The 26,652-nt window shown below is 56.0% G+C and carries 19 protein-coding genes; 11 read left to right on the forward strand and 8 right to left on the reverse strand.

Annotated elements, in window-relative coordinates:
* Positions 1 to 5: 5 nt before the first annotated feature.
* Positions 6 to 1,598: a BCCT family transporter gene (locus BM035_RS10000; RefSeq protein ID WP_092031561.1), complete on the forward strand. Its 1,593-nt coding sequence runs from the start codon at positions 6 to 8 to the stop codon at positions 1,596 to 1,598.
* Between the two features lie 61 nt (positions 1,599 to 1,659).
* On the opposite strand, the gene BM035_RS10005 is transcribed toward BM035_RS10000, so the two are convergent.
* From BM035_RS10005 to BM035_RS10020, 4 genes are all read right to left on the reverse strand, one after another.
* Positions 1,660 to 2,607: an alpha-L-glutamate ligase-like protein gene (locus BM035_RS10005; RefSeq protein ID WP_092031564.1), complete on the reverse strand. Its 948-nt coding sequence runs from the start codon at positions 2,605 to 2,607 to the stop codon at positions 1,660 to 1,662.
* A 1-nt stretch (position 2,608) separates the two neighbouring features.
* A complete protein-coding gene (locus BM035_RS10010) occupies positions 2,609 to 4,126 on the reverse strand; it encodes an inactive transglutaminase family protein (protein WP_092031567.1) in 1,518 nt (505 codons plus the stop codon).
* A complete protein-coding gene (locus tag BM035_RS10015; protein WP_014576599.1) occupies positions 4,123 to 4,821 on the reverse strand; it encodes an ATP-dependent zinc protease family protein in 699 nt (232 codons plus the stop codon). Before BM035_RS10015 ends, BM035_RS10010 begins: the two co-directional genes overlap by 4 nt.
* 245 nt (positions 4,822 to 5,066) lie before the next feature.
* Complete coding sequence (locus BM035_RS10020) at positions 5,067 to 5,456, reverse strand: hypothetical protein (RefSeq protein WP_014576600.1); 390 nt, start codon at positions 5,454 to 5,456, stop codon at positions 5,067 to 5,069.
* A gap of 286 nt (positions 5,457 to 5,742) precedes the next feature.
* Here BM035_RS10020 and rmuC point away from each other — a divergent pair, with 286 nt between their 5' ends.
* Together rmuC and BM035_RS10030 are read left to right on the forward strand one after the other, a co-directional pair.
* Complete coding sequence (gene rmuC / locus BM035_RS10025) at positions 5,743 to 7,218, forward strand: DNA recombination protein RmuC (RefSeq protein WP_092031569.1); 1,476 nt, start codon at positions 5,743 to 5,745, stop codon at positions 7,216 to 7,218.
* Positions 7,219 to 7,223: 5 nt separating this feature from the next.
* Positions 7,224 to 8,078, forward strand: a complete 855-nt coding sequence (locus tag BM035_RS10030; RefSeq protein WP_092031572.1) for a hypothetical protein — start codon at positions 7,224 to 7,226, stop codon at positions 8,076 to 8,078.
* Between the two features lies 1 nt (position 8,079).
* Here BM035_RS10030 and BM035_RS10035 read toward each other — a convergent pair whose 3' ends face one another.
* On the reverse strand, positions 8,080 to 9,099 hold the full coding sequence (locus BM035_RS10035; RefSeq protein WP_092031574.1) for an AraC family transcriptional regulator: 1,020 nt from the start codon (positions 9,097 to 9,099) through the stop codon (positions 8,080 to 8,082).
* A 195-nt stretch (positions 9,100 to 9,294) separates the two neighbouring features.
* Between BM035_RS10035 and BM035_RS10040 the strand changes: the two genes are divergently transcribed.
* Together BM035_RS10040 and BM035_RS10045 are read left to right on the forward strand one after the other, a co-directional pair.
* Positions 9,295 to 10,416, forward strand: a complete 1,122-nt coding sequence (locus tag BM035_RS10040) for a CaiB/BaiF CoA transferase family protein (protein WP_175497377.1) — start codon at positions 9,295 to 9,297, stop codon at positions 10,414 to 10,416.
* Positions 10,417 to 10,533: 117 nt separating this feature from the next.
* Entirely contained in the window at positions 10,534 to 13,206 is a 2,673-nt protein-coding gene (locus BM035_RS10045; RefSeq protein ID WP_092031580.1) for a penicillin acylase family protein, read from the forward strand.
* Positions 13,207 to 13,557: 351 nt separating this feature from the next.
* On the opposite strand, the gene BM035_RS10050 is transcribed toward BM035_RS10045, so the two are convergent.
* Positions 13,558 to 16,449, reverse strand: a complete 2,892-nt coding sequence (locus BM035_RS10050) for an MECDP-synthase (RefSeq protein WP_092031582.1) — start codon at positions 16,447 to 16,449, stop codon at positions 13,558 to 13,560.
* A gap of 306 nt (positions 16,450 to 16,755) precedes the next feature.
* Positions 16,756 to 17,529 carry an enoyl-CoA hydratase gene (locus tag BM035_RS10055; protein WP_092031585.1) on the reverse strand — a complete coding sequence of 258 codons (774 nt, stop codon included), beginning with the start codon at positions 17,527 to 17,529 and terminating at the stop codon, positions 16,756 to 16,758.
* Between the two features lie 183 nt (positions 17,530 to 17,712).
* Between BM035_RS10055 and BM035_RS10060 the strand changes: the two genes are divergently transcribed.
* Complete coding sequence (locus BM035_RS10060) at positions 17,713 to 19,227, forward strand: fumarate hydratase (RefSeq protein WP_014576609.1); 1,515 nt, start codon at positions 17,713 to 17,715, stop codon at positions 19,225 to 19,227.
* A 79-nt stretch (positions 19,228 to 19,306) separates the two neighbouring features.
* Here BM035_RS10060 and BM035_RS10065 read toward each other — a convergent pair whose 3' ends face one another.
* The gene (locus tag BM035_RS10065; RefSeq protein WP_092031588.1) at positions 19,307 to 20,761 is read right to left on the reverse strand and encodes a protein adenylyltransferase SelO; all 1,455 of its coding nucleotides are present in this window, start codon (positions 20,759 to 20,761) and stop codon (positions 19,307 to 19,309) included.
* Between the two features lie 75 nt (positions 20,762 to 20,836).
* Between BM035_RS10065 and BM035_RS10070 the strand changes: the two genes are divergently transcribed.
* From BM035_RS10070 to BM035_RS10090, 5 genes are all read left to right on the forward strand, one after another.
* Positions 20,837 to 21,775, forward strand: a complete 939-nt coding sequence (locus tag BM035_RS10070; RefSeq protein WP_092031590.1) for a hypothetical protein — start codon at positions 20,837 to 20,839, stop codon at positions 21,773 to 21,775.
* A 12-nt stretch (positions 21,776 to 21,787) separates the two neighbouring features.
* Positions 21,788 to 22,603, forward strand: a complete 816-nt coding sequence (locus BM035_RS10075; RefSeq protein ID WP_092031592.1) for an HAD-IIB family hydrolase — start codon at positions 21,788 to 21,790, stop codon at positions 22,601 to 22,603.
* Positions 22,604 to 22,639: 36 nt separating this feature from the next.
* Positions 22,640 to 23,863 (forward strand): glycosyl transferase, encoded by a 1,224-nt coding sequence (locus BM035_RS10080; protein WP_092031595.1) that lies wholly within the window; start codon positions 22,640 to 22,642, stop codon positions 23,861 to 23,863.
* The gene (locus tag BM035_RS10085; protein WP_092031597.1) at positions 23,860 to 25,599 is read left to right on the forward strand and encodes a sugar phosphorylase; all 1,740 of its coding nucleotides are present in this window, start codon (positions 23,860 to 23,862) and stop codon (positions 25,597 to 25,599) included. Before BM035_RS10080 ends, BM035_RS10085 begins: the two co-directional genes overlap by 4 nt.
* An 84-nt stretch (positions 25,600 to 25,683) precedes the next feature.
* Entirely contained in the window at positions 25,684 to 26,649 is a 966-nt protein-coding gene (locus tag BM035_RS10090) for an NAD(P)H-quinone oxidoreductase (RefSeq protein WP_404935313.1), read from the forward strand.
* Positions 26,650 to 26,652: the final 3 nt, after the last annotated feature.

Here is a 26,652-nt window from a genome sequence, read left to right on the forward strand (position 1 = left end):
ATAACGTGGGCGAGGTAGTTAAAGACGAATATTCGACGGACTACGTGGCCGGCCAGGACAATATCACACCGTTCGGGCTGGATCTCCACGCACCGGTATTTCCGATTACGGCGATACTGGTTGTTGCGTTCGTAATAGGGACCCTGATGTTCCCCGGGCAGGCCAAAGAGCTGCTCGATGGAGCGAAATGGGACATTATCGCGACGTTTGACTGGTTTTTCCTGATCAGTGCCAACATTTTTGTGGTGGTTTGTTTGGCATTGATCTTCTTGCCAATGGGCAAGATCCGTATTGGCGGCCAAGACTGCAAGCCTGAATTCTCTACGATTTCCTGGTTTTGCATGCTGTTCGCGGCCGGCATGGGTATTGGTCTCATGTTCTGGGCCGTTGCCGAGCCCGTGGCTTACTACACAGGATGGTATGAGACGCCACTCAACGTGGAGGCCGGAACAAATGAAGCCCGCAATCTTGCCATGGGCGCGACCATGTACCACTGGGGTCTGCACCCCTGGGGCATCTATGCGATCGTTGCTCTTTCCCTGGCGTTTTTTGCCTTCAATAAGAACATGCCTCTGACCATCCGCTCGGCTTTTTTCCCTTTGCTTAAAGACAAAGTGTGGGGTTGGCCCGGTCACATTATTGATGTTTTGGCGGTTGTAGCGACCATTTTTGGTCTTGCGACATCCCTCGGTTTTGGCGCCCAGCAGGCGGCTTCTGGCCTCAATTATCTGTTTGATGTGGGCGCTGGAACGAACGTCCAGATGGCAATTATCGTGGGTGTTACAGCGCTTGCCTTGATCTCAGTGTTAAGGGGCCTGGATGGAGGCGTGAAAGTCCTGAGTAACATCAATATGGGCGTTGCAGCCATTCTGCTGTTGTTCGTTATTTTCGCCGGTCCAACCATGACCATTCTGGAAACCCTGTGGGTGACTTCTTCCAACTATGTTGGCAACGCGTTGCAGCTCAGTAACCCGTTTGGCCGTGAAGATGAGGCCTGGTTCCAGGGTTGGACTGTATTCTACTGGGCCTGGTGGATTTCCTGGTCACCGTTCGTAGGTATGTTTATTGCCCGTGTTTCCAAGGGACGTACCGTTCGTGAGTTTGTGACTGCAGTGCTGATCGTTCCGACCGTTATCACGGTTGTCTGGATGAGTGCTTTCGGTGGTGCTGCTATCGAACAGATTCAGCAGGGCGTTGGTGAACTGGCTGAGAACGGTCTGACTGAGGTTTCACTTGCGACCTTCCAGATGTTTGCGAATCTGCCGCTGACCGGGATCCTGTCATTCGTGGGCATTATTCTGGTGCTGGTGTTCTTCGTAACTTCGTCGGATTCCGGCTCGCTGGTTATCGACAGCATCACAGCCGGCGGCAAGACCGACGCTCCGACCGCTCAGCGTGTGTTCTGGGTAGTTGCAGAGGGTGCCATTGCTGCAGCCCTGATCTTTGGTGGTGGTGAGGATGCGCTCGGCGCAATCCAGGCGACTGCGATCAGTGCTGGTCTGCCGTTTACGGTCGTTCTCCTGGTCATGACGTGGGGACTTTTGAAGGGCCTCAGTCACGAGCGTAAACTTCTGATTGCCAGAGGTGAGCTCGCCTAAGAGTGCTTTGAGATAAAAAAACCGGGGCCCTGGCCCCGGTTTTTTTATGTCTGATTAGCGCTCAGAAACTGGCGAACGTGTCCATGGCGAAACGAGAGCGTTCCAGTGGCGTGAAGTGTGGCCGCTTGAGAGCCTCAATAGCCCTCAGGCGAGGCAGAAGCCCTCGACCGTTTGCCATCTGGATCGCCAGCCCGGGTCTGGCGTTAAGTTCCAACAACAGTGGCCCTTCGTTGGCATCTACCACCAGATCAACCCCCATGTAGCCGAGTCCGGTCGCTTCGTAGCAACGAGAGGCCATTTCCAGCATCTCGTCCCAGGCTTCAATCTGGATGTTTTCCAGAGCAAGACCGGTATCCGGGTGAAGTGTAATGGGACGGTTGAACTGAACTGCGTTCAGACTTCGACCGGACCCGATATCAAGACCGACGCCTACGGCTCCCTGATGCAGATTGGCTTTACCGTCCGATGCGGTTGTAGCCAGTCTCAGCATGGCCATCACTGGGTAACCCTGGAACACCACAATACGGATGTCGGGCACACCCTGATGCGAATACTTTGCCAGTGAAGGAGCGGATTCCACCAGGTTCTCGACAATCGCAACGTCCGGAGTGCCTGCAAGAGAGTAGAGACCGGCCAGAATATTGGTCAGGTGACGCTCAAGGAAAGGAGAATCGACACGGGAACCTGAAGCCTTGATGTAATCATCACCATCGCGCCCGGTGATCACCGTAATGCCTTTGCCGCCCGACCCCTTCGCCGGTTTTATCGCAAAGCCTTCAAGGTCTTCAGCCATCTCCCGGAAGTGGGATATTTCATGCTGTTGGCGGACAATCTGAAGCAGCTTGGGCGTTTTTACCCCGTATTCAGCAACCACCAGCTTGGTCTTCAGCTTGTTGTCCACCAGAGGGTACGACGAGCGCTCATTGTACCGGGAAATGTAGTCGACATTTCTCCGGTTCATATTGAGCATCCCGAGCCTCTTGAGAGATCGCGGTGAAATCCAGTCCATATCAGTCGTAAGCCTTCATTGGCGTGAACCGTCGAAGCTCGCTGAGCTTGTAGCCGGTGTATTGGCCCATCAACAGGATCAGCCCGAGGATCACGAGGTGCAGCTCCGGGAAGTTGAAGGTCAGATGGCCAGCCAGAGGCGCGCTCATCAGCAGATAGGCGCAGATGGCCACGAACAGGCTGCCGGCACCCTGAACCATGACCTCGTGGGCGCCTTCTTCCTCCCAGAGGATGGACATGCGCTCAATCGTCCAGGCAATGATAACCATCGGGAAGAAAGTGACCGTCATGCCAGTGTTGAATCCCATCTGGTAACCGATAATGCTCAAGCCCGCGGTGATGAAAATAACCAGAATGATCAGGGCGGATATTCGAGACACCAGCAACAGGTTGAGACTGGACAGATAACCGCGCATGAGCAGACCTATGGCGACAACCGACAGGAAAGCAATCAGCCCGGGCACCAGAGTTGTCTGGACGAAGGCCACGGCGATGAGCACGGGCATGAAAGTGCCAGAGGTACGGATGCCGATGACGATCCGCATGAAGGCCACCATGAGTGCGCCGAGTGGTAGCAACAGCAGCATCCGGAACATGCTTTGTTCTTCAATGGGCAGCTCATAGAAGCTCAGGAAACCGAGGCCGTTGGAGGCGGATTCCATGGTCGCCAGTTGCAGGGCCGGAACAGTTTGCCGGAGCATGGAGAAGCTCACTTCGGAATTTTCCCCGCCCACGACATCCAGCAAAGAAGCAGAGCCCTGACGCCAGAGCAACAGATCGTCAGGTACGCCCTGTTCAGCGGTTTTCGGGTTGAAGGTGAGCCACTGTTTGCCATTGTAGATTTGCAGATAGGGCATCAGCTGTTGCCGCCGGCGCGCATCCTCAAGCCTGAGGCCGTCGGCTATCCTGGCAGCGATACCGCTATGGTTGAGCATATCGACCAGAAGGTCCAGGTAGTTCTCTTCCGAGACCAGCAGGGTGGTGTTCTGGGTGCGGGTGTCTGGCTGCATCAGCCGGATCAGCTCTCGGGTCATGCTTTCTGGAGTACTCGAACGGACCCTGGCCTGGTCCAGTATTTCCTGAACGGCTGTGGCTTCGGGTTCTTCCCAAAAGGTCCTTGGTGTTTTCGGTTCCCGCACGGGAATTTCCGGTTGGGCGTTAGCATCCGGAATAAACTGGGCTTTGAAATACAGTGTCTGCGGTCCGGAGACTTCCCGCTTGCTCCATTCCGCCCGGCGGCTTCCCGAGCTGTCGATGATAGAGAAGCCGTAGCCAGGTGATGCAGCCTGCTCGGTAAGGATACGGAATCCCGGAGGTTGCTCGGGTATGTTGAGGCTGGCAAGCACTGATCCGTCGCCGGCGTCAAAATCGATTCGGGCCTCGACCATCCAGACAGGACGCTGCTCGCCTGTCAGCCAGGGGATACGAAGCTCAATGTGTCTCCAGACAGCAAGCGAAATGCCCGCTGCGATGAGGAGAAAAACGGCAATATAAAATGGCAGGCGCGAGCGGGTGGTCACGATTCGTTCCCGTTGCTTTTGCGGATGGATTCAGGCAATTCGGTGGCGTACTCCTTGCCGACATCGACCAGCATTACGTCACGCAGGATATTGCGGCCAATCAGAACTTCGTAGGTCAGGTTTGTTCTGTCGGCAAGTGTGAACTCGGCTACCTGCCGATGGTCGCCAATAAAGAACTGGAGTTCGACAACAACACGGCGCTCAGCCTCGTCCGCGCTGGCCTGGATAACCCGGACACGACGGGAAATTTCTTTCTCCAGGGTCACGAACTTGTCGGCGCCGGGAACGGGTACATCAAACCGCACCCAGTTGCTGCCATCCCGCTCAAACCGCGTGATGTTGCGTGCGTCGATGGAGGAAGTTTCGGCGCCGCTGTCGATTCGAGCTTTGTAGATCAAGCCGGGACCCGCGAGGTAGAAATTCTCTACCTCGCCGACAATGACTTTCCCCTTCAGGCGATCAGCGCGGCCTTTTGAGTTGTCTGTTGCGGGGCACTGCTTCTGGACCTGAACGGGCGGACATTCGGGCTTTTCTACCTGGGTGGCGATCGCGTCCAGTATGGTTTGAGTCGATGAGCGGGTCTGGGCAACGGCTTGCTCGTGTCGAGTCGCTGCATTCTCTTCCATGGTAACCAGAGTAGCACGCTGGCTCTTGACGGATCCCTGCAGCTCATTGAGGTCTGTTTTGGGAACCATGAAATAACGGTCTGCCGAACATCCCGTCAGTGTGAGGATGCCTGCGAGTGCGATGAAGGAAGGTTTAGGCAGTCCAGCCCGAAAACATTTCAAACCCATGAATAACCCCTGAGCTGGCAGCCTGTCATACCCGAGTGGGAACGGTGATGACGGTCTGTGCATGTGAAACCGGATAAAAACGGAATGGAAGTATACAACATCCAACCTGTGTGGTTGATTTACAGATGGTTAAGGGGCAGTAGTGTTTACCGTGACAGGAAATGTCCTTCACCGAGCACGGTTTCAGCACGCAGGTATTCCTGAATCACGGGGGAGCAATTGAGGTAGAAAAGCAGCAGTTCGCGCTGCACATCCTGATCCTGAATTCGGGCGGCAAAACTGATCAGCTCCCGGATGTTCTCGTCGCTTTCGGCACTGCTGGAAGGCATCCCGAAACTCTTTCCGTACCGGGTTTTAAGCAGGCTGGTGAGGCGCTCGAGGTGAAACTCGCCAGTGTGGGTAATGTGCGGCAGGATTCTGAATGCTTCCTTGTTGCCAGATGCGCCTGTACCGAACAATCCGGATTGGCTGTCCTGACTGGAGCCGTCATCGTGGAGAAACTCCGCCCCCAGCTTTCGCCACAATTCTTTCAGCATGATCTGTTATCCATTTCTGATCCCGTCCGTGCCCGTCATACGGTTACCAAAGGGTAATAACCACTTGGCGGGTGAACATTTTACCCTTTTAGACGATATTACGTTGGGCGTCCAGAGCTAGATGCCCGGGCTTCGAATTATTGCCAAACAGTCGTGGTCCTTACTGGCAGCACCAGTCAACTTGACGGTGCGCCGGGCAAAAGGTTCCCTGCGTGGGTTAGACTTTGTTCAAGCAGAATCGTACCGATCATTCATCTGAAAAGAGTTTTAATGGGAGTATTGCCAGGTGCCTGAAGCCATCATGGAACAGATGTTGTCCCGTCCTGATCTGATGGCGGCGCTGATGGTTGTTTTGATTCTTCTGGTCGTTCTGAAAGGGCTTTGGGGCAGGAATGGTCGACTTGAGCAGAACGTCGAACATTGGAGGCAGCATGCCGCAAGCCTCGAGAACCGACTGGCCGGGCTTGAGTCGGAGCTGGAGAGCCGGAAAGAGCGCTTTGCGCAGGTGGAAAGCGAACGTCAGACCCTGAGGGCAAAGGCGGAAGAGCTGTCCGAAGCGCTGGGTGAGGCCCGCATGTCGCTCCGGGAGCAGGAAGTGACAATTGATAAGGAGCGCCGGTCAGCCAGTGAGAAGCTGGAGCTGCTTGAGCGTAACCGTGACGCCCTGAAGCAGGAGTTTGAAAACCTTGCCAACAAGATTTTCGAGCAGAAGAGCGAGCGTTTCAGCCAGCAGACACGAACCAGCCTGGATACCCTGCTTAATCCGTTCAGGGATCAGCTGCAGGACTTTCGAAAGCGCGTCGAGGACGTGTATACCAATGAAACCCGGGACCGTCAGGCCCTGCGCAGTGAGATCAAATCACTACAGGACCTGAACCGACAGATCACGGAAGAAGCCGCCAACCTGACCCGTGCACTGAAGGGTGACAAGAAAATCCAGGGCAACTGGGGTGAGCTGATTCTCGAGCGTGTACTGGAAAAGTCCGGCCTCCGTAAGGGGGTTGAATACGACACCCAGGGCAGTTATCGGGACAGCGATAATCAGCTGTATCGGCCGGATGTCATCGTGCATCTGCCAGACAACCGTAACCTGATCATTGATTCCAAGGTGTCTTTGGTGGCTTACCAGCAGTGGGTTACGGAAGACGAGGATTCCGTGGTCAGGGAAGAGGCTTTGAAACAGCATGTTGAGGCCGTTCGAAATCACATCCGTACGTTGAGTGAAAAGGACTACAGCCAACTGCATGGCCTTCATTCGCCGGATTTCGTGCTTTTGTTCATGCCAATCGAGCCTGCCTTTGTGGCGGCGTTTCAACAGGACGAGAACCTTTTCGCAGAAGCCTTTGAGCGAAAGATTATTGTGGTAACTCCAACAACCTTGTTGGCAACATTGAGAACAATCGAAAACATCTGGCGTTATGAGCGTCAGAGCCAGAATGCCCGACGAATCGCCGAGCGGGCAGGCGCGGTTTATGACAAACTCAGGGTGTTCGTGGAAGCGATGGAACGCCTCGGCACCCAGTTGCATACCGCCCAGGGAACCTACGACTCGGCCATGAACACCCTGACCCGCGGGCGGGGTAACCTGATCTCGCAGGCCAATCGCTTTGTTGAGCTGGGTGTTCGGGTCAAGAAAGAATTGCCCAAGGGGATCATGGATCAGGCGGAAGTGGACGATTCCGACGAATTCCTTCATTCCGGGGACGACGACCGGCCTGATTCTGAGGAGCAGGCGATTGGTGCAGATAACGAGCAGGAGTAGATGCCATGGCAGTATTATTTGGAACAGGTCGCTGTTTTGTCCTGGGGGCCGCCCTGGCTTCCATGCTCCTGGCGGGGCCCGCGCTGGCGCTGGCGCCCGAACATGAAACCCGCAGGCTGATGCTGGCTACGGAAGAGGCCGTTGTTGCAGAAAACTGGGGTGAGGCTGCGGAATACCTCAACCGGTTGCAGCAACTGGAGGGGGAAAAGCCGGAAGACTACTATTTTTATCGGGGCAGGGTGATGCTCCAGTCCTCCCATTTGAACGAGGCCCAGTCGGCCCTTGAGACCTATGTAAGCCAGGCGGGTGCGGAGGGAGCCCACTATCAGGAATCCCTTCAGCTGATCACCTCTATCGAGAAGACCAGGCGACAGAACGCTGTCGCACCCCAGGCTGCTGGCGAAAGCGAGCCGGTTGCGGTTATTGAACCAGCGGGTGAGGGCCGCGTTGAGTCACTGCGCAAGCTCTATCTGGCGGATTCAGACCGTGAAGCCTTGACCCTTCATATCAACAGCCTTCTTGAACTCGCAGGCTGGCGCCGTGATCAGGCAGTGGTGCGGCTGGACCGGCCGGCAGATGTGGAATATCGCCTGGGAACCCAGGGAGACGAGATTCAGGTGCAGGAAATCAGGCGAGCCGAAGATGGCCGTATACTGAGGAGCACCGAGCCGATGTCGGTGTTTGGCATTAACCCCCAGGTTGAGTGGCGTTGTGAAGCCGCTGTTTCGACCTGCTGGGTTTACGATCCAAGGGATGGCTCCCGCCTGCTTCAACTGGCCGCGAACCGTGAGCGAGTTCAGGAGATTGCTGAGACGCTGGGGCAGTTGATCCGGACACTTCAGCTACCGTCCGGATCCTGATTCAATCAGGGAGGTTGCCTCGTTCGCCCTCCCGGTATGCGCCGGGCGTCACCCCTGTCCACTTCTTGAAAGCCCTGTGGAAGGTTGAGGGCTCGGTGAAGCCAACCTTGGCCGCGATGTCGTTGATGGGCAGGTCCTGCCGGCTCAAGTAGTAAATCGCCATATCCCGCCGTAGCAGGTCCTTGATTTCCTGAAACGAGGTATTTTCCTGCTTCAGCCGGCGACGCAGCGTTTGCGGGCTGGTATGTAGCTCTGCGGCAATCCATTCGAAATCCGGTAACGGCTTTGAGAAATCTCTCCCGATCAGCGCACGAATCCGCCCCGTAAAGGTGTTGCTCTCGTCAGGCCGGGACAGCAGGTCTGCGGGCGACGTCTTCAGGAATTGCCGCATCTCCGGCCTGTCGCGGATAACTGGCGCAGACAGGAAGCGTTTGTCGAAGGTGAGGGCAATCCTGTCGGATTCGAACGCCAGGGGGCAGTGGAAAATGTGCCGGTATTCGTCGCCGTGGGTCGGCCGGGGGTAATCGAACTCCGCCTTTTCCAGTTCTATCGGTTGCCCGATGAGCCAGCTTCCCAAGCGATGCCAGATTACGAGGATGCTTTCCCTCAAGAAGAAACTGGGATCGTTTATTTCGCCTTCCATCCGGGCCACCAGTCGGGCATTGTCCTCGCCGATTTCGAGCTCCATCGATACCATGGGCTCGAAGAGCCGGGAAAACTGGAAGGCTTGCCGGTACACCGATTCCAGGTTGGGGCAGTCAATCACCAGCGCACACATGGTTGCGAAGGTGCCTGTCCGGGCCCGCCGGGGCCCAAGCCCCATAAACTCGTCCCCCATCCGGTTCCAGAGTACCTGCATAAGATGGCTGAACTGGTCGCTGCTGACCCGGGCCATCTCGATACGTAGGAGATCGGGCGAGATTCCTGCCTCCCGGAGCATTTCCCGGGTATCAAAACCAAGTCTTTCAGCACCCCCCAGGGCAGCCTGAACAAAGTGCTTCGAAACCGTCAGATCGGACATCACGCTCGCCATTCCATAAAAACGAAACCCATCATAAAACCCCGGCAGAACAATGCAACCGAAGCCGTCCGGACAGGCTGGTAGAAACGGCCAATCGGAATGACGGAACCGGCAGTTGGCCCCGTTGGCAAAACCGGGCAGCATGAAGGAAACGAATGCTATTCGGACAACTCTCACAATAAAAAGGAGATCATCATGGCGGGTCCTCTGACTTCGCTGAAAGTTCTGGACTTCAGTACCTTGCTGCCCGGTCCCTACGCCACCATGCTGCTGGCCGATATGGGGGCAGATGTATTACGTGTGGAAGCGCCGGACCGGGTGGATCTGACACGGGTGATGCCGCCCCATGATGCGGGAGTGAGCACGGCTCATGGTTTTCTGAATCGAGGCAAGAAGTCGCTCGGTCTCAACCTCAAAGAGCCGGGGAGCCGGGAAAAAGTCCTGGAGCTGGTCAAAGACCACGACATTGTTGTCGAGCAGTTCCGCCCGGGAGTGATGGACCGGCTCGGCATTGGCTACGAGGCCCTCAAGGCAGTAAATCCTCGTCTCATCTATTGCTCCATTACCGGTTACGGCCAGACCGGCCCCTACAAGGACCGCGCGGGCCATGACATCAATTATCTCTCCCTGGCGGGCGTCAGCAGCCACTGCGGCCGAGCCGACAGCGGCCCGCCACCCATGGGTATACAGATTGCGGATGTGGCTGGTGGTTCTCACCATGCCGTGATGGGCATCCTGGCTGCGGTAATTCACCGGCAACAAACCGGAGAAGGGCAGTTTGTTGATATCAGCATGACCGATGCCGCGTTCGCGCTGAACGCCATGGCCGGGGCGGCCTGCCTCGCCGGAGGCCAGGAACAGAAGCCGGAACGCGCGTTGCTGAACGGCGGCTCCTTTTACGACTACTACCAGACGCGCGACGGTCGCTGGCTTTCAGTTGGCAGTCTCGAGCCGCAGTTCGCTTCCCGCTTGTTCCACACCCTGGGGATCTCTGAGGTAACCAGCCTCGCCATGAGCCAGAATCCTGAGCATCAGCAACACCTGAAAGCGGTTCTGAAAGAAAAGATTGTAGAGAAACCCCTGGCGGAGTGGCAGGAGATTTTTGCCGACGAGGATGCCTGCGTGGAGCCGGTTCTGACCATTTCGGAGGCCGCCGAGCACCCACAGCTTAAGGCAAGGGACATGGTGATTGGTGTTGATAGGGGGGATGGCACTCAACAACCGCAGATCGGATTCCCGATCAAGTTCGAGAAAACGCCATCGGAAACGTCCCGCATTGGCAAAATGCTCGGAGCTGATAACGATCAGTTTCTTTAGAAGAAAATAACGTGAATAAGTGTTCAGTTTTGTCTGGCTGAAAAGGAGGGCTCTGCTAGTTTTATAAATGTCACCGGAAATGGTGAAAACGTAGTGAACAAATACAAGGAATACACTATGAAGCTCAGGAAAACCCCGAGTGGCAAACATGCCCTCAGTCTCACTGTCGCCCTGCTTGGCAGTACTTTGCTGGCAGGTTGTTTTGATAGCGATAACGACTCTTCCGGCCCCTCACAGGCTGAGGTGGATCCCAATCTTTTTCCGTCTGATGGTCAGCTAGAGGCGACCATCCGTCGAACTACGGGCGGCGTGCCTCATATCGTCGCTGACGACCTGAAATCTGCGGCTTTCGGACATGGCTATGCGCAGGCGCAGGACAATGTTTGTATGCTGGCTGAGGCGGTTGTGAAGGCCCGAAGCGAGAGAGCGAAGTACTTTGGGCCTGGACCGGATGCGGGATTTGGTGTCGGTATCAATATAGTCAATGACTTTAGTTACAAGGCTCAGCAGATATACGCCGGCGCAGAGGCCGAGTTCCCCACGCTGAGCCCTGAGAGTCGAGCGCTGATTGAAGGCTTTACAGAGGGGTACAACCGGTACGTCAACGAAACCGATGCCTCTCAGTTCCCTGTAGAATGTGCGGATCAGGATTGGGTCAAACCGATAACGCCGGTGGATTTGCTGGCTCATTATCGCATTGTTGGTCAGTACGCCAGCGGTGCGCTGTTTGCCACAGGGGCGGTTTTCCTCGCAGTTCCTCCGGGAGAGACTCCGGCACCGACACCGGTAAGTTCGGTGACCAATGTTGATGAGGTTAATCAGCTTCTCAAGAACGTCGTGGCAACTGCAGAGGCTGGCGCGAAATCACAGACCAATTTCGCGGATATGGGCCTTGCCAGTAACGCGTGGGGTATTGGTAGCGAGCTGACCGAGCAGGGCCGGGGCGCTCTCTTGGCGAACCCGCACTTCCCTTACACAGGACATCGGCGCCTCTACGAGGTTCAGATGACCGTGCCGGGTTACCTGAATGTTCATGGCGCTGGACTGCTGGGTACGGCGATTCCTCTGATCAATTTTAATGAGAATCTTGCCTGGTCTCACACAGTAACGACCAGCCGTCGTTTTACCTGGTATGAGCTGGTACTCAAGGACGACGGAGAGTTTCTCACTTATGTGAAAGACGGAGTGGAAAAGCCGATCACCTCTGAGACCTATCAGATTGAGGTCGATATGGGGATGGCTCAACCTGTGGTTCTGGAGAGAACGTTCTACTTCTCCGAGTACGGCCCGATGATCGCCGCGAACGCTGTCAGTAATCAGCTGCCATCCTGGGGTGACAACGGTGCGTTGAATACCTCCTCAATGGTGGCTCACACCTATCGTGATGCCAATGCCAACACTGGTGGTCTTCTGGACACCTGGTTGGGTATGAGTCGAGCCAGTAATCTTGAGGAGTTCCAGGGTGTCTTCCAGAACTGTGGTTCCACCCTCTGGACCAATACCACCTATGCGGATGATCAGGGCAATGCGTTCTACATCGACAGCAGCTCGGTACCGAACCTTTCCGAGAAAGCCATTGCGCTCGTGAATTTCAGAAGGGCAGGCAGTGCAGCATACGCTGGCCTCTTTGACCAGGGCGTTACGTTGCTCGACGGCAGACTCTCCCAGGAGGACTGGGTGGAGACCGCTTGTGGTCCTTTGGTGCCTTATGACCAGAAGCCAAAACTGGTTAGATCGGATTGGGTACAGAACTCCAACAGCAGCTACTGGTCAACCAATCCGGACGAGTTCCTGACAGGCTTCTCACCTCTGTTTGGTGATGAAAAAGCCCCTATCAATGCTCGGACGCGCCTGGGCATCAAGATGCTTCAGAATCTGATGGATCCTGGCTTTCCGGATGCGCCGCTTCCAGCCGGACAGGACGGAAAGTTCAGTGCAGAAGAGTTGATCGGCGTGATCTGGAACAACCGGGCCTGGTATGCAGAACAGTTCCTGCCGGAGCTTTTGCAGCGTTGTGATGCGATTGGCAGTACGGCAGTTAATGGCGTCGATCTGTCTTCCTGGTGCCAATCTCTGAGCACTTGGGATGGCCTGTACAATCGGGACAGCGTGGGCGCTCATATTTTCCGGGTGTTCATGGCGAATTATCGTAATGATCTGGATTCAGATCTTACAACGCCGTTTAGCCCGGCTGACCCTGTAGGCACACCGGCGGATCCTTCCGACGAGAATGCAGGTACAGCGAGCGACACGATGCTTCTGGCGCTTGCTGATGGTGTGACTGCTCTGCAGTCTCAGGGAATTTTGCCGACTGATGCATTGGGCGACCTGCAATATTACCGCGCTTCCGGTGGTGTGGTTCCCGGTTCCGGTGGGGCTCCCGTTTTCCAGACCCAGCCAATTCCCTGGCACGGCGGTGACGGCAGCATTGACGGGGCTTTCAATGCGATCGGTGTGGTGACAGATCCGTTCCTGGAGGATACCCGGTTCCCGCGGATTGCACCTTCAACCATCGATAACACGGCAGGGCTATCAGACGGCTCTGATGGCATCGACGGTTGGCTCATGGCCAGGGGTACTAGCTGGCACTTCGGGTTGGAATTTACGGACAATGGCCCGGAGGCTTATGGTCTAGTGAGTTATTCCCAGTCTACAGATGCCATGTCACCATTCTTCAGTGATCAGAGCGAGCAGTATTCCAACAAGGACTACCGCCAGTTGTTCTTTACTGAAGGAGATATTCAGGCGAATCTGTTGCCGCAGGGTGAGACTGTTATTTCTTCAGAGTAAGGCTCAAATCAGGATGAAAACGCCGCGCTCTAACGAGTGCGGCGTTTTTTGTTGCTATTAGTCATGCCGTTGAGCTCAATTAAGAGCGCCATCTAGCCACTTGTAAAGCAGGCAAACCCCTCTTTTTTAGCTATCTTTCTTCCGCTATACCACTGCCCCCTTTGGCTATCGAAGCGCTGTCAGCCATCCTCATAATTTATGTTTGTCTCAATAGTGTGAGCTTCTGAACTGCTGCAAAAGTCCTGGGGTGTGGGGGCTCTTCGATATGTTGATCGCTCGTCCCTGACCACTGCTGGGCATCCTAAAAAAAAGCCCCGGCGATGCCGGGGCTTGGTAGACAGAAGCAAGTCCTTACGGAGCAGCCTGTTCGTCCTGATCGAGTGCGTTGGCCAGAGTCGGACTGGTTCCCAGTGCATCGATGTTATTGGGGGACGCTGGGACGTTACCACCGCTCAGCGCTTGAGCTGTTTGAGTGACCATTACTGTAAATGCATCACTGGTAACGGCAAACCCACCCGGGCAAGCATCATTTGGCGCTTGAGGCGCTACAAAAGTACCGTGATTTGCGGTAGAGCATGGGTCACTGCCATCAAAGAATACAGCGACCGGTGTAGCGGCAGAGCCTGAGAGGTCTTCACCCTGAAGCAGGTTAAGGTCGGCATCATCTGCAAGGTTGGTACCACCTATGCCCAGATCCAACAGTGCCATCAGAGGCTCTGTGCCAGCTAGTGGTGCGGAGAATGCCGGGCTAAGTGGATTGACGTTGGCTTCGTTTGGTACGGTGCTGTCGCCCACCACTTCCGTGATCAGCAGGTTGCTTGTAGAGGCGCCAAGCCCCTTGGCAAAGTTCACCGGATCACCTGCATCAGAGATGGACTGGAAGACATAGAAGAAGCTCTCAAAATCAGAGCTGCCCTGGGTTACACCAGCGTTTGCCAGTCCACCAAGAACCCGACCGGAGATGCTCGGAGAGTTTTCGATCAGGCGGGTGACTTGACCACCCGTGTTGTGTAAAACCACAGAGCCAAGGGTCGGGAACGTGAAGTTATCAAGCGGAGCTCCGGCCTGATCGTAGGTGCTGTTAAGCACAAAGTTCAGAGTCGCGTCGTTTGCCAGAGAGGCAAAGACCGTCCCAGAAATGCCGCCTAGCGAGTGCCCAATGAAGTTGACCGGAACTCCGGCGAGATCTCCCTGGGTTCCGGGATTTCCATCGATGTCCATGGTCTGGATTGACGCTGCTACGTTCAGCAGATCCACAACGCCTTGGCGAAGGTTGTCGCGGCTGTTCATCATATTCAGCGGATTGATGAACAGGCTGCCGGAGGAAATGTTGGCCAGATCAGTGGCCACCGGCTGTAGCGACTCGTTGGCCGTGTAACCGAAGTGGCGTTCACCAATGTAGTCGGCGTTGATGAGTGCATTGAGTTGGGCCTCCAACGGGCTGCCAGCAACTCCTGGCGCCTGCAGCAATTGATTCACTGCTGCTGTCAGAGTGGTCTCGTCCAGCGCTGAGAGCCCCGGCACTGTCCCCGGCCCAGGAACTGCTCCGGGTTCTGCGCCGGCTAGGCCGTGCAGAGGCTGATCAATTGCGACCACCGCCTGACAGGAACTTTGCGCAAGAAGTATTGCAGGGAGCATCGCCACACTGCGATCGACGGTAATGCCGTGCTGAAAGATGGTTACGCCGTTTGGCTTGGTGGCATCAACACAGGCTTGGGGCCTGGAATCGGTTGACGGATTAAATATGACAACCGGAACCGTAGTGTCTGCGTTTTTCTGTGGGAACGGGAAATAACCATTCACGTTGAGCGTTCCGTCTATATCACGAAGGAACGAGAAAATTGTTTCGCCAGGAGCGAGGTTCTCATTCAGACCTGCTTCCATTCTTTCATTGCCGGTCCAGCTGCCTGTGACAATACCAGTTCCGGTTTCACCCGGAAGACGCTGGAAGTAAGGTAAGGTTATTGCGCCTTGATGAACCTGAACCTGAGCAGCTGCCTGCACAATAGCGTTCGTTGGGTCTTGAAGAGCCAGTCCTTGAATGGTGGTCAGGTCCCCTGCCTCGGACTTCGGATAGAAGAACGACGGACGTGGTACAGGCAGATGAATCGTATCGCCAACTTCAGCTCCGATGGCGGTGCGCAGAACGGTCTCTGGATCTGCAGTCAAAGCTTCCTGCACATTGGAAAGCGCTGTGATGGCTGCCAGTTCCTGGGCTGTCAAGGTCGATGGGTCAAGTTGCGGCGGTTCTGCCGACAGAAGAGCTACTTTCTCCAGAATATCGGTGAGCTTTGCTGTTAGCTCAGAGAAATTCAGGTCGGGGAAATTATCCCGAACAGCTTTGAGCTGGGCTGTAAAACCAATCTTCTGACCGAGAGCTGTGCCATAAGCTGCCGGTGCCATCATGGCGCGCAGCACGTCCATGTCGGAGTTGGTCGTGAAGGTGTAGGCCAGGGCCGATTTTGGCGTGTCTTCGACAGGAAGAGTTGCCAGGAACCCGTTGGCCAACTGATCAGAAGTTTGCAGCAGAGTTTTCACGTTTGCCAGTGCAGGATTGCCCAGAACACCATCCGCCAGCGCGACATCCTGAACGGAACGCTCAATCGGTTTTCCATTTGCACCAAGAACATCATCGGTGACGACAACGAGGTACTTCTGGCCTTCAGTCAGTGGTTCAAGCGGTACAACGCGAACGGCATTATTTGCCCCGCCATCCACGCTTACGACGTCAGCGCGGAAGTTGGGCTGCTCCAGATCCAATCCTTGTCCGAAAGGGTTAGTGGCGACGATGCTCGATGGATTGGTGTTAGGCAGAGCTTCCGGTGCAGATTCGATAGCAGGTCCGACGTTGAGGGGAAGCAAGAAAACCGTTGCATTCGCCATCACGGTCGCAGGATTCAATTCACCATCAAATTTCAAGGTGAATGCGCCGGAGGTAGAAAAGCCGGAAAGATCGTTGACCGCATCATCGGCCGGAGAAGTGCCGCCAGAGAGACCTGTAAAGTCATAGTTAGCGCTCTGGGTGGCACCCAGCAACAGGATTAGGTCAGAGTTGATTGGGAACTTTGGCTCTGCGGCGATGGGGTTCGGGTCGTAAATTGGGCGAACGATTGACTTATCAATCGTCGTATCTTCAATTAAATATTCCGGATTGGCATTCGCCCCCGTCTCGCCGCTATCAAAGCAGCCTGTAAGTCCAACGGAAGACGCCACGGCAAGACTTATTAGAGTTTTCTTGAACATGGGTGGAACCTTTTCCTGTTGTTGTGTCGTTATGTTCGGCAGCTGACGGGGCCGGTCTGATCCGGTAAGCCCGTTGTCAGTGGCCTGTTCTGCTTAAACTGTTGTCTGAAATTGTAGCCAGCGCTGTAAGCCAATTTCTGTATCTCTGACTATAGCGACAGTATGGCAAGTGTTGATCAGCCAAAAGTGTGATTCTTCTGGATTGAATCCTCCCCGCACAGTTGGAGTTCGGCCTTTGAGAAAAATAGTTGCCGGATAACGGTTTGTCGAGGTCCGGCAACAGGGAAATTGAGGCGCAGTCGAGGTTTACTCGAAGCGCGAGAAATCCGGTGCGCGTTTTTCCATGAAGGCCCGGAAGGCTTCGGCGGCTTCCGGGGATTTCAGACGCTCTGCAAACAGCTGTCCCTCTTCCAGCATGGTTTCCCGAAGTGCTTCCATGGTTGGCTTGTTAAGAAGCGCTTTGGTGGCTCGAATCGCCGCCGGGGCTTTTTCAGTGAGCCGCTGGCAGGCTTCAAAGGCATTGGCTTCGGTCTGCTCAGGTTCGCAAACCCGGTTGATCAGGCCAAGCCGAAGAGCTTCTTCCGCGGAGAAGGCACCACCAAGCATCAGCAGCTCCGCGGTGCGCACCCGGCCAATCCAGGAGGGAAGTAGCAGGCTGGAGCCGCCTTCGGGGCACAGGCCGAGGCTGGCAAAGGGCATCTGGAATGCTGTGTTGTTGCCGGCGAACACGAGATCGCAGTGCAGCAACATGGTGGTCCCAATGCCGACTGCCGCGCCATTAACCGACGCCACCACAGGTTTGGTTGCACTGGCCAGTAACAAAAGAAAGCGACCTACGGGCGTTTGTTCGAAATCACCGGGCAAGCCGGCGGCAAACTCGCCCAGGTCGTTGCCTGCGGTGAAACACTCGCTGCTGCCGGTAAAGAGTACGCACCGGATTTTGGTATCATCCCTGGCTTGTTCCAGAGCATCGCCCATGGCGGTGTACATGGCGTGGGTGAGGGCGTTCTTGCGCTCTGGCCGGTTCAGTCGAACGATGAGAATCCGGGCTTTGATTTCGGTGAGGACAAGGTCAGTCACGGTGCCTCCTGCGGTGTTATTCTAGTTTGGTTAGGATGATACCTTTTTCTGGTGGCGTTGTTCACGGGTTTTAATCCTTGCTTCGCCATCTGTCGAATCACTCGCCAAACCGATTTTCTGGTAAACTCTCGCCTCCCGATTTTTGATGACACGACATAACGATATCAAGCTGATGAGGCGCCTATGACCACCGTAATCCGCCAGGACGATCTGATTGAAAGCGTAGCGGACGCGCTGCAGTTCATTTCCTACTACCATCCGAAAGATTTCATTGATGGTGTGTATGAGGCTTACCAAAAGGAAGAGTCCCAGGCGGCGAAGGACGCCATGGCCCAGATCCTGATCAACTCGCGCATGTGTGCGGAAGGTCATCGGCCCTTGTGTCAGGACACTGGTATTGTGACGGTATTCGTCAACATTGGTATGAACGTTCAGTGGGACTGCGAGCTACCCCTGGATGATGTGATCAACGAAGGGGTGCGTCGCGCCTACACCCATCCGGACAACGTGCTGCGCGCTTCTATTCTGGATGACCCGGACGGCAAGCGTAAGAACACCGGTGATAACACGCCGGCTATCATCCACTACAAGATGGTTCCGGGCGATACGGTTGAAGTGCACGTGGCTGCCAAAGGTGGTGGTTCAGAGGCCAAGTCCAAGTTCGCGATGCTGAATCCGTCCGATTCGGTTGTCGATTGGGTTCTTAAAATGGTCCCGCAGATGGGGGCTGGCTGGTGCCCGCCTGGCATGCTGGGTATTGGTATTGGCGGTACCGCCGAAAAGGCGATGGAAATGGCCAAGGAATCCCTGCTGGATCCGATCGATATCCACGACCTGAAAGCGCGCGGTGCGTCGAACAGAGCCGAGGAACTGCGTCTTGAGCTGTTCGACAAGGTGAATGATCTCGGTATCGGTGCCCAGGGGCTGGGTGGCCTGACCACCGTTCTGGACGTTAAGGTCAAGGATTACCCGACGCACGCTGCCAATAAGCCGGTGGCCATCATCCCGAACTGTGCTGCGACTCGCCACGCGCATTTCACTCTGGATGGCACCGGACCTTCCTTGCAGACGCCGCCGCGCCTGGAAGACTGGCCGGAAATCACCTGGGAAGTGGGCGACAACGTGCGTCGCGTGAACCTCGATACGGTGACCCCGGAAGACGTAAAGGACTGGCAGCCGGGCGAAACCGTCCTGCTCTCCGGCAAGATGCTGACTGGCCGGGATGCTGCCCACAAGAAGATGGTCGACATGATCGAGAAAGGCGAGGAACTGCCAGTCGATCTGAAGGGTCGCTTCATTTATTACGTGGGCCCTGTTGATCCGGTGCGCGAAGAGGTCGTTGGTCCTGCAGGCCCGACGACTGCGACCCGAATGGACAAGTTTACCCACACCATGCTCGAGAAGACCGGCCTTACCGGCATGATCGGTAAAGCAGAGCGCGGTCAGGTGGCCATCGACGCCATCAAGGAATTCGGTGCGGTCTACCTGATGGCCGTGGGCGGGTCCGCTTACCTGGTCTCCAAGGCCATCAAGAATGCGGAAGTGGTTGCCTTCCCGGAACTGGGAATGGAAGCCATTTACGAGTTCGAGGTCGAAGACATGCCGGTCACAGTCGCCGTTGATTCGCGCGGCTCGTCTGTGCACCAGACAGGCCCTGCGGAGTGGCACGAGAAGATCATTGCTGCCAAGGCGGTCTGATCTCGGTAGGTTGCCGAAAAAACAAAAGGGCCGGACGAGTATATCGTCCGGCCCTTTTTCGTTGGCTGGCGCAGCTACCTCAACTTGAACAGCTGATATTCAGGTGCTTGCCCCAATCCGGCGGCAATGCAGCATAAGCCTCACTTTCCGGTTGCTCGTCATAGGGGCGCTCGAGAACTTTCAATAGTGCTTTCATCGGCTCGTAATCCCCGTTTCGAGCTTCCTGGATGACCTGCTGGGCCAGGTAGTTCCTCAGCACATACTTCGGATTTACGCGGCGCATGGCGTATTCCCGCTCATCATGAGCGCGGCTTTCGTTCAGGAGTCTCTCCTCATAACGCTCCAGCCACTGGTCTGCCACACTTCGATCTACAAACAGATCCCGCACCGGCCCATGGCCATGGCTGTGCAGATTCGAGAGCGCCCGGAAGAAGGCCGTGTAGTCGACATGGTGCTCGTGCATCATGCTGAAGGTATCCATGATCAGGCTCAGGTCCGCTTCATCCTCGATGATCAGGCCAAGCTTGTCTCGCATGTTCTGGAGGAAGCGCTCGTTGTAGGCCACTTCATAGCGGCGAAGCCCCCGGCGCACGTCGTCCTCCTCCATTACCGGGAGCAGGGCTGTGGCCAGGTAGCGGCAATTCTCGAACCCGACTTGTGGTTGACGGTTGTAGGCGTAGCGCCCGCCCTGGTCGGTATGGTTGCTTATATAGCCGGCATCGAAATCATCAAGGAATGCGAAAGGGCCATAATCAAAGGTGTCGCCGATGATGGACATGTTGTCGCTGTTCATCACGCCATGGCAGAAGCCGACTGCCTGCCAGTCCGCAATCGTTCTTGCGGTGCGTTCCACCACTTCCTCGAACCAGCGGGCGTATCGATCGTCATTTGGCAGGTTGATCAGGTGAGGGAAGTGCAGCGAGATCACATGCTCAAGCAGAGTCTTTACGCTTTCAGGCCCTTCGTGGTGCGCGGCGAACTCGAAGTGTCCGAAGCGAATATGGCTTTGAGCCACGCGCACCAGTGCAGCCGCCGTCTCGATGGATTCCCTGCGCACCGGGTCTTTGGCGCTCACCATGAACAGTGCCCGGGTGGTAGGGATACCCAGTCCGTGCATGGCTTCACTGCACAGGTATTCGCGAATGGTGGAGCGAAGCACGGCGCGGCCATCCCCGAAGCGGGAGTAGGGAGTCATACCGGCGCCTTTGAGGTGCCAGTCCCAGCGTCGTCCATCGGGGCCAACGGTTTCCCACAGTAGCAGTCCACGGCCGTCGCCCAGGTCGGGATTGTAGGCGCCGAACTGATGGCCCGTGTATTTCATGGCCACCGGGTCCATGCCCTCCAGTAATTCAGAGCCTGCGCCCACGCCGGTCCAGTCCGATTCGGAATCGGCGCGAAAGCCCATCTGCTCGGCGAGCTTGTGGTTGAAACACACCATCTTTGCGTTTTTCAGTGGTGAGGGCTGAACCCGGGTATAAAAGCTGTCCGGGAGCTCCAGGTAGCGATGCTCTATTCGAAAATCGTTGCCACTCATAAAACGCCTATACTCCCATTGGTATGAATTCTGCTGCCGTCTCTCTTAAATAATCTATTAAACCGGAAATCCAACGTGTCTGATCGCTCGCTCGAACAAACCGTCAGTGCCCTGATTCAACAGGAGGGCCTGCCCGATGCCTACGCCGAAACGGTAGAAAAGACCATTCTGCCGCTCGCAGACCGAATCTGTGCGCTCCATGATACGGAAAAGCAACCCATTGTGGTTGGTATTCACGGAGCCCAGGGTACGGGTAAGTCTACGTTGACACTCTTTTTACGGGAAATTCTGCTGCGCCACCGCAACCGGTCTGCGGCCAATTTTTCCCTGGATGATATTTACCTTACCAGGGGTGAGCGCCAGGACCTCGCCGAACGGGTGCACCCGTTGTTTATAACCCGTGGCGTGCCGGGAACACACGACGTTGCGCTCGGGCAACAGGTCTTGAACCGCTTGCGCAGTGCAGCGCCTGAAGATGCCACCCCGATTCCTGCATTCGACAAGTCGCGGGACGACCGGGTTCCCCGGGATCAGTGGCCTGTCTTCGGGGGAAGGGCGGAGGTCATTCTTCTTGAGGGGTGGTGCCTTGATGCGCGACCGGAGCAAGACAGTGCGCTTGCCCAGCCGATGAATCCTCTGGAGGAGAACGAGGACCCGGACGGCGTCTGGCGCAGCTATGTTAATGATCAGTTGAAAGGGGAATATCGGAAGTTTTTTGACGAAATCGATTTTCTGATCATGTTGAAGGCTCCCTCCATGGCGTGTGTTCTTGAGTGGCGTCGGCTTCAGGAGCAAAAGCTGGCAAATAAAATCCGTAATGCACCAAAAAGTGGCGGGCCCCATGATGGTGCACAGGAGTTGCGCATTATGACCGACGAAGAAGTCGGCCGCTTCGTGATGCACTATGAACGGGTTACTCGTGCCTGCCTCGCAGAAATGCCTGGGCGGGCTGATGTTCTGATCAACGTGGCCGAGGACCATTCCCTTGGCCTTCCGCAGTTTCGCGAAGCCTAACGGAGACCGGCCATGGCCAGACCCCATTTGATTCTCTTCTCGGATCTGGACGGCACCCTGCTGGACCACGACGACTACCGCTGGCACGCGGCGGGGCCCGCCCTGGAAAGGCTGAAGGCAGCCAATATTCCCCTGGTGCTTAACTCCAGCAAAACCATGCCGGAGATCCGGGCTTTGAGGGAAGAACTTGGAAACAACGATCCGTTTATTGTCGAAAACGGTGCAGCCGTGGTTATTCCGCCCCACGCCCTGGGCAATGCGGAAGAAGAAGTGGTGAATTTTGGTGCAACCCGGGAACGCGTCCTTGAGGTGCTGGGCACGCAACGGAAGAAGGGCGCGCGATTCAGGGGCTTTGCCGACATGTCTACCGATGAACTGGCAGCGCAGACCGGCCTGGATCCGGCAGCGGCCGGGCGGGCCAAAGAGCGGCTGGGAACCGAACCATTGATCTGGCAGGGCTCGGAGCAGGAGCTGGCGGAGTTTGAAGCGGCTCTGAGTGCCGAGGATCTCCGCCTGGTAGCGGGCGGACGTTTTCTCCATGCCATGGGTATATTTGATAAAGCCGATGGGGCCCGGTTCTTGCTAAACAAATACAAAGAGCAATACCGGGAGCAGTATGGCGATGGGCCAGTGTTGGCCATTGCCCTGGGTGATAGCCCCAACGATCAGCAGATGCTTGAATCGGCGGATATACCGGTGGTGATCCGGGGCATAAAAAGCGAAGAGGTTCAGTTGCCTTCGGCAAAACACGCCATTCGCTCCCTCAAGCCCGGCCCCGAAGGCTGGAATGAGTGCGTGCTCAATCTCCTGTTTGAGTACGGGTACTGACCCGTTCGAGTGCGGGTATAAAAAAGGAGAGCCTCCATGGGCGACTTTTACCAGAATGGCATTATCACAACCCTTCATAACCTGGTTCGGCGTCCGGTAGAGGAACTCGAAGCGGAGCTGATGAGTTTTCGCAAGACCCGGCCCATGTCCCTGGTGTTGCCCTCCCTGTACTCGGAGCTGGAAGGGCCGGCCCTGAAAAATATCGTGCATGAGCTGGGCAAGGTGCCTTATCTGGACCAGGTGGTCATTGGCCTGGACCGAGCCAACGAGGAACAATACCGCCACGCCCTGGAGTACTTCTCCGAGCTGCCACAGAACTTCAAGGTGCTCTGGAACGACGGGCCTCGACTCAGGAACATTGACCTGAAGCTTCGGGAGCAGAACCTGGCACCAACGGAAATGGGTAAAGGGCGAAACGTCTGGTATTGCTTTGGCTATGTGCTGGCCTCGGGTGTCAGCAAATCCGTTGCCTTGCACGACTGCGACATCCTTACGTATTCCCGGGATCTTGTGGCCCGGCTGATCTACCCTGTGGCTAACCCCGGCTTCAACTACATGTTCTGCAAAGGCTACTACGCCCGTGTAGCGGACGGAAAAATGAACGGAAGGGTCAGTCGCCTGTTGGTAACACCGTTGATCCGATCCCTGAAGAAGGTCTGCGGCCCTAACGATTTCCTGGATTACCTGGACAGTTACCGGTACCCACTGGCCGGGGAATTTTCGTTTCGCACGGATGTGATCAATGACCTGCGTATTCCCAGCGATTGGGGACTGGAGATCGGTGTGCTCTCGGAGATGAAGCGCAACTACGCCACCAACCGCCTGTGCCAGGTGGATATTGCCGATATCTATGATCACAAGCATCAGGAGCTCTCACCGGAAGATGCCAGCAAGGGCCTGTCCAAAATGAGCATGGATATCGCCAAGGCTCTGTTCCGAAAATTGGCGACAAACGGTGAGATTTTCTCCAATGAGAAATTCCGGACTATCAAGGCCACGTACTTCCGTATTGCACTGGATTTTGTGGAGACCTATCAGAACGACGCCATTATCAACGGCCTGACGTTTGATCGACACAAGGAAGAGAAGGCGGTGGAGCTGTTCGCCCAGAACGTGATGCGGGCGGGCGCCTATTTCCTCGATAACCCGATGGACACACCTTTTATTCCCAGCTGGAACCGGGTCACAAGCGCGATTCCCGACATCAAGGAGCAGTTGCTGGAGGCCGTGGAGTTGGATAATGAGGAATTCCGGCCATGACCCAGGCTCTGAAAGCGAAGCTGGTTTCCATGCTGGATGTCGTCTATCCAGAGCTGGACTGTGACTTTCTGGCCGAACAGTTGCTGACCACTATGGGTCTGGAGCCCAACCAGGCCCCGCCGCCTGCGCACCAGAATAACTGGGATGAATCCGATGTGGTGCTGATTACCTATGCCGACACGGTTCAGCGGGCGGAAGAAAAACCACTGCAGACATTGCATCGGTTCCTCGCGGATTGCCTGTCAGATTCAATTTCTTCGGTGCACATCCTGCCGTTTTTCCCCTACAGCTCCGACGACGGTTTCTCGGTCATGGATTATCTGGCCGTCAACGAGTCCCACGGAAACTGGGAGGATATCGAGGGCATCGCCCGGGATTACAAGCTGATGGCGGACCTGGTGATCAACCATATGTCGGCCCGCAGCCGCTGGTTCGAGAATTTCCGCAAACGGGTAGACCCGGGCAAGGATTATTTCTTCGAGGGCAATCCAAGGGATGATCTGAGTGCCGTTGTGCGGCCCCGTACCTCACCGCTCCTTAACCCGGTCCAGACCGACGATGGCGAGCGATATGTCTGGTGTACGTTCAGTGAGGATCAGGTTGACCTGAATTTTGCCAACCCGAAGGTGCTCATCGAGTTTGCTGCTATCATCCGGCGCTACCTGGAGCGTGGCATTATCATTTTCCGGCTCGATGCCGTCGCCTTCCTCTGGAAGGAACCGGGTACGCCCTGCATCCATCTGCAGCAAACCCATGAGCTGATCAAGATCCTGCGCCTGTTGATCGAGCACCACAGCCCGGATGCGGTGGTGATTACCGAGACCAACGTACCCAACCGTGAAAATCTCACCTATTTCGGCAACGCCAACGAAGCCCATGTAATCTATAACTTTTCCCTGCCGCCCCTGCTGATCAATACCCTGGTTACCGGTGACTGCAAGCACCTGAAAACCTGGCTGATGAGCATGCCGCCCGCGCAGATGGGCACCACCTATCTGAATTTTATTGCGTCCCACGATGGTGTGGGTATGCGGCCAACGGATGGTCTGCTGACGGAGGAAGAGAAGCAGCGACTGATCAACACCATGGACTCGTTCGGCGGCAAGGTCTCGTACCGGCGCACGCCGGATGGCCGCGACCAGCCCTACGAAATCAACATCGCCCTGTACGATGCGCTGCAAGGCACGGCGGAGTCGGGCCGGGATCACTGGCAGTTGCAGCGCTTCGTCTGCGCCCACACCGTAATGCTGGCGCTGGAGGGGATTCCGGCCTTCTACATTCACAGTCTGCTGGCGACTGAGAACGATCTGGAGCGGGTGGAGCACACCGGCCGGCTTCGATCCATTAACCGCAGCCAGTGGCAACTGGGTACTCTGGAGCAGAAGCTCGCAGATCCCCTGAGCCACCACAGCAAGGCGTTCCAGGAGCTGAAACGGCTGATTGCCATCCGGCGTAAACAGCCAGCGTTTCACCCGAACGCCACCCAGTTCACCCTGCATCTTGGCCTGCAGCTGTTTGGTTTCTGGCGCCAGAGTATGCGCCGGGACCAGTCCATCTTCTGCATTCACAACATCAGTAACGAGGTACAGCAGGTAGCGCTGAGCGACATCAATCTCATCGGCACCGATCATTGGCTGGATCTGATTTCCGGTATGACTATTGATGATCTGTCTGGCTCGATCACCCTGAAACCTTATCAGAGTGTGTGGCTGTCCAACCTGGAAGTTACCGGCTGATCCTGTCTTTGCGCCATTTGTGCAATGCTCGGAAAACTTGGGGTATCCTGTGCCCATATGAGCAAGGCCGAGACGTCATACATGATCAAAGCAATCAAGGTAACCGGGGGCAATCTAAGCTGGGAGCCCTGGGAAGGACCGGGTGAACCGCCCGCAGACCACGTGGAAATCGAGGTTGTCTGGACAGCCATCAATCGTGCGGATCTCATGCAGCGCGCTGGCGTCTATCCCCCGCCTCCGGGAGCATCCGATATTCTCGGGCTGGAGGTCAGTGGTCGCATCGCTTCGGTCGGATCCGGCGTTACCCACCTCAAATCCGGTGATGAAGTCTGCGCCCTGCTGACCGGCGGCGGTTATGCGACTCGTGTGGTGGTACCCGCGGTGCAGGTTTTGCCCGTTCCCAAAGGGGTGTCGCTGGAGACAGCTGCGGCCATTCCCGAGGTTTTTGCGACCGCCTGGTTGAATCTGTATCACGAAGCAGCCTTGAAACCGGGAGAGCGTGTGCTCCTGCATGCGGGTGCCAGCGGCCTTGGCACTGCGGTGATTCAGCTCGCAACGGCCTTTGGCAATCCGGTCTTTGCGACCGCCGGTGATAAGGCCAAACTGGAGGTTTGTCGCAATCTGGGAGCCAGTGGCGTCTGGAACCGGAACGAAGGCTCCTTCGTTGATGCTGTTACAGCGTGGGGTGGCGTGGATATGGTTCTGGATCCGGTCGGTGGCAATTATATTGCCGAAGATCAGCGGGTTCTGAACGTCGATGGCCGCATTGTGCTCATCGGACTCATGGGTGGCCGTATGGCCGAAGTGGATCTGGGCATCATGCTGATCAAACGCCAGCGCCTGATCGGTTCCACCCTCCGTTCACGCACGGTCGAGGATAAGGGCGAGGTGATGCAGGCGCTCTACCGGCACGTCTGGCCACTGCTCGCAGCCGGCCAGATTGAACCTCTGATCGATAGCACCTGGCCGATAGAAGAGGTGGAAGAGGCGATGGCCTATGTGGCCGAGAACAGGAACACCGGCAAGGTGCTCCTGAAAATCTCGGATTGATTT

Origin of the sequence: Marinobacter sp. DSM 26671, from assembly GCF_900112835.1 — a bacterium.
GTDB classification, from domain to species: Bacteria; Pseudomonadota; Gammaproteobacteria; order Pseudomonadales; family Oleiphilaceae; genus Marinobacter; species Marinobacter flavimaris.

Excerpts from the sequence above, each read along its gene's own strand:
- BM035_RS10005 (WP_092031564.1), bottom strand. The coding sequence starts at position 2,607 with ATGGACTGGATTTCACCGCGATCTCTCAAGAGGCTCGGGATGCTCAAT.
- BM035_RS10015 (WP_014576599.1), bottom strand. The coding sequence starts at position 4,821 with ATGGTTCCCAAAACAGACCTCAATGAGCTGCAGGGATCCGTCAAGAGC.
- BM035_RS10020 (WP_014576600.1), bottom strand. The coding sequence starts at position 5,456 with ATGCTGAAAGAATTGTGGCGAAAGCTGGGGGCGGAGTTTCTCCACGAT.
- BM035_RS10030 (WP_092031572.1), top strand. The coding sequence starts at position 7,224 with ATGGCAGTATTATTTGGAACAGGTCGCTGTTTTGTCCTGGGGGCCGCC.
- BM035_RS10035 (WP_092031574.1), bottom strand. The coding sequence starts at position 9,099 with ATGTCCGATCTGACGGTTTCGAAGCACTTTGTTCAGGCTGCCCTGGGG.
- BM035_RS10040 (WP_175497377.1), top strand. The coding sequence starts at position 9,295 with ATGGCGGGTCCTCTGACTTCGCTGAAAGTTCTGGACTTCAGTACCTTG.
- BM035_RS10045 (WP_092031580.1), top strand. The coding sequence starts at position 10,534 with ATGAAGCTCAGGAAAACCCCGAGTGGCAAACATGCCCTCAGTCTCACT.
- BM035_RS10050 (WP_092031582.1), bottom strand. The coding sequence starts at position 16,449 with ATGTTCAAGAAAACTCTAATAAGTCTTGCCGTGGCGTCTTCCGTTGGA.
- BM035_RS10060 (WP_014576609.1), top strand. The coding sequence starts at position 17,713 with ATGACCACCGTAATCCGCCAGGACGATCTGATTGAAAGCGTAGCGGAC.
- BM035_RS10065 (WP_092031588.1), bottom strand. The coding sequence starts at position 20,761 with ATGAGTGGCAACGATTTTCGAATAGAGCATCGCTACCTGGAGCTCCCG.
- BM035_RS10075 (WP_092031592.1), top strand. The coding sequence starts at position 21,788 with ATGGCCAGACCCCATTTGATTCTCTTCTCGGATCTGGACGGCACCCTG.
- BM035_RS10080 (WP_092031595.1), top strand. The coding sequence starts at position 22,640 with ATGGGCGACTTTTACCAGAATGGCATTATCACAACCCTTCATAACCTG.
- BM035_RS10085 (WP_092031597.1), top strand. The coding sequence starts at position 23,860 with ATGACCCAGGCTCTGAAAGCGAAGCTGGTTTCCATGCTGGATGTCGTC.